Annotated in this window: 3 protein-coding genes; 2 read left to right on the forward strand and 1 reads right to left on the reverse strand. The window is 68.6% G+C overall.

The genetic code is table 11. The features are described from left to right. Nucleotides 1-4: 4 nt before the first annotated feature. Nucleotides 5-715, reverse strand: a complete 711-nt coding sequence (locus VF662_RS03270) for a head GIN domain-containing protein (RefSeq protein WP_464137651.1) — start codon at nt 713-715, stop codon at nt 5-7. A 273-nt stretch (nt 716-988) separates the two neighbouring features. Here VF662_RS03270 and VF662_RS03275 point away from each other — a divergent pair, with 273 nt between their 5' ends. Together VF662_RS03275 and galK are read left to right on the forward strand one after the other, a co-directional pair. Beyond that, on the forward strand, nt 989-2,056 hold the full coding sequence (locus VF662_RS03275) for a UDP-glucose--hexose-1-phosphate uridylyltransferase (protein WP_464137655.1): 1,068 nt from the start codon (nt 989-991) through the stop codon (nt 2,054-2,056). A gap of 12 nt (nt 2,057-2,068) precedes the next feature. Next, a partial coding sequence (gene galK, locus VF662_RS03280) for a galactokinase (RefSeq protein WP_464137653.1) occupies nt 2,069-3,172 on the forward strand: 1,104 nt, incomplete at its 3' end.

Below are 3,172 nucleotides of genomic sequence, written 5' to 3' on the forward strand. Positions count from 1 at the left end.
GCGATCAGCGGCACTCGACTTGCGGCGACTTCAGCGGCTGCTCGATGCAGGTCGCGCCGCCGACGACATCGACCCGGCCGCTGCCGGCGAGCGAGATTCGGGCGTTACGGGAGACATCGGCATGGATCGAGCCGGCCCCGCCGATCGCGATGCTCGCCGTCTCGACCCGCAGCCGCTTGGCATCGATCGAGCCCGATCCGCCCACCGCATAGCCGGCCTCGCGGGCTGTTCCCTCGGCAGTGATCCCGCCCGAACCACCGGTTGCCAACTGGACATGCCCGGCATCCAGCCCGCGAAGGACGATGCTGCCCGATCCGTCGGTAGCAGCGGAAAACCTGTCGCCGCTCACCCGATCGACCTCGACCTGCGCCGCACCCTGGACACGGGTGGAGACAAGAGTGGGTGCGGAGACCACGACATTCATCCCGGAGCCCTGGTTCCAGCTCCACGCGGCGCCTTCGCGGAACCGGATCTTCAGAGTGCCGCCGCTGACTTCCGCGATCGTGTCGGCCAGCAAAGCGGGCGGGCCGGAAAGAGCCACCTGCGGGGCTTGGCCGATGAGGACGGCAACGTTGAAGGGGCCGGAGACCTCCAGCTTGTCGAAGGCGCCGGGCGAGACGCTACGCGACTGATACGGGTTCGGCTGCGCTTCTCGGGCATAAGCCGGGGTTGCCAGAGCCAGAACACCGCCAAGCAACGGCAGAAAGTTGCGCATCTCTCATCCCCCTCGAGGCAAATCGGGCGAGAAAGTGAATACCTGTTGCTGCGAGGGTCCGCAACGGGTGGCAAGCGCGCGTAGGAGTTCGCGCCGCGCTTCAAACCCGGGCTGGCGGGAGGCGGGACCATCGCAACCGTCCCAGCGGGTCCGGCCGGGGCGGGTGGCGTTCGATGGCGCTTGATCGGGGAAAATCATCTTCCTACCCAGAGCCGGAAGCTTCTCCTTTGCTCGGGGCGCGGCGGATCGGGGTGGGAGACCTCCTTGCACCGTGTGTCCGGGCACTCGACCGACTGGACTCATGTGACCGACAGCACCGCCGATCTGGACATCTCCGAGCATCCCCACCGAAGGCTGAACCTGCTGACGGGGGAGTGGCTGCTCGTGTCGCCGCACCGGGCCAAGCGCCCGTGGCGCGGGGACGAGACGCCGCCGCTGCCGAGGGACCTCATTCCCTACGATCCCGAGTGCCACCTGTGCCCGGGAAACAGCCGCGCGAACGGCGTGCGCAATCCTGACTATGAAAACACCTATGTGTTCGCCAACGACTTCCCCGCTCTGACGGCAGAAAGCCGCGGGCCCGGAGGGGAGGACGCGCTCTTCCGGGCGATGCCGGCGGCCGGCGAGGCGCTTGTCGTCTGCTTCTCCCCGGATCATTCGCGCACCCTGCCGGAGCTTGAGCAGCACCAGGTCAAGCGGGTTGTCGACATCTGGTGCTCGGAAGCGGACCGCCTCGGCCGAAGCTATTCCTACGTCCAGGTGTTCGAGAATAAGGGGGCGATGATGGGCTGCTCCAGCCCCCATCCGCACGGGCAGATTTGGGCGAGCGACTTCGTGCCGACGCAGGTCGCAGCCGAGGACGCGCGTCAGGCGGAGTGGCTGAGCACCCGGGGCTCGGTGCTTCTCGCCGAGGTCGTCGAGCGCGAGGAGCGGGACGAAGTACGGATCGTTGACCGCAACGCGCACTGGCTTGCGATCGTCCCCTGGTGGGCGGCCTGGCCCTTCGAGATCCTGCTGATCGCCCGCGACGACGTCGCCACGCTTCCCGGGCTTGCGGAGGAGGCGCGGGAGGCGCTCGCGAGCATCCTGCGGCGGATCACGGCCCGTTACGACCGCCTGTTCTCGACCAGCTTTCCCTACTCCATGGGCTGGCACCAAGCGCCCGGCACTTCGGACAATCCCGAAGCCTGGCGGCTGCACGCGCATTTCTACCCGCCCCTCCTGCGGTCGGCGAGCGTCCGGAAGTTCATGGTGGGCTATGAGATGCTCGCGGAGCCGCAGCGCGATCTGACGCCGGAGCAGGCGGCGGAGCGGCTGCGCGCCATCGATCCCGATCTTTAAGGAGACGATTTAGTGTCGACGCTGCAGCTGAGACTCTCGGAAGGCTTTTCGAGCCGCTTCGGCGGAGCGCCGGACTTCGTCGTCCGCGCGCCGGCGCGCGTCAACCTGATCGGCGAGCATACCGACTATAATGACGGCTTTGCGCTGCCGGTCGCGATCGGCGCCGAGACCCGCGTCGCGCTACGCCGCCGCGGCGATGGGGAGATAAAGGTCGCCGCTCTCAATTTTGGAGAGGAGGATGCGTTCCTTCCGTCGCCCGACCTCGAGAAGGCGCCGCTCGGCGGCTGGCGGGACTATGTTCGCGGGACCGTTGCGATCCTTGCAAAGGCGGGCGTCGAGATGGGCGGCTTCGACATCGCGGTGGCGGGCGACGTGCCGATGGGCACCGGCCTCTCCTCCTCCGCCTCGCTGGAGGTCGCGGTCGCAACCGCGATCCTGGCCGCGGCCGGACGGCGGGAGGATCCGAAGCAGGTCGCGCTCTGGGCGCAGGCCGCCGAGTGCGACTTCGTCGGGATGCGCTGCGGCAATCTCGACCAGCTGGCCTCGGCAGCGACCGTCGAGGGCGCCGCGCTGCTCATCGACTGCCGGTCGCTCGAGCTGCGCCCCGTCCGCATGCCGTCCGACGCCGCCGTGATGATCGTGCAGTCGGGCGTCGTCCGGGGGCTTGTGGACGGCCATTACAACGAGCGCCGGCGGCAATGCGAAGAGGCGGCCGCGCTCCTCGCCGTCCCCGCGCTTCGGGATGCCGATCTCGGTATGCTCGAGGCGGCAGCGGCCGACGCCGACCCGATGGTCGTCCGACGCGCGCGCCACGTCATCACCGAGAACGACCGCACGGTGGCGGCGGCGGCGGAATTGGAGCGGGGCAACCTGCGGGCGATGGGACAGCTCATGCGCGAGAGCCATGCCTCGCAGCGGGACGATTTCGGAATCACCGTCGATCATACCGACCGACTCGCCGAGATCATGTCGGATGCGATCGGCGAGAATGGCGGCGCAAGGCAGACCGGCGGCGGCTTCGGTGGAGCCGTGGTCGGCCTGATGGGCACCGACCGCGTGGAGGCGGTGCGAAGCCGGGTGCTCGCGGAATACCGGACGCCCTCGGGAGAGGTCCCG

It is taken from the genome of Allosphingosinicella sp. (assembly GCF_036387215.1).
GTDB lineage: Bacteria > Pseudomonadota > Alphaproteobacteria > Sphingomonadales > Sphingomonadaceae > Allosphingosinicella.

Excerpts from the sequence above, each read along its gene's own strand:
- VF662_RS03270 (WP_464137651.1), bottom strand. The coding sequence starts at position 715 with ATGCGCAACTTTCTGCCGTTGCTTGGCGGTGTTCTGGCTCTGGCAACC.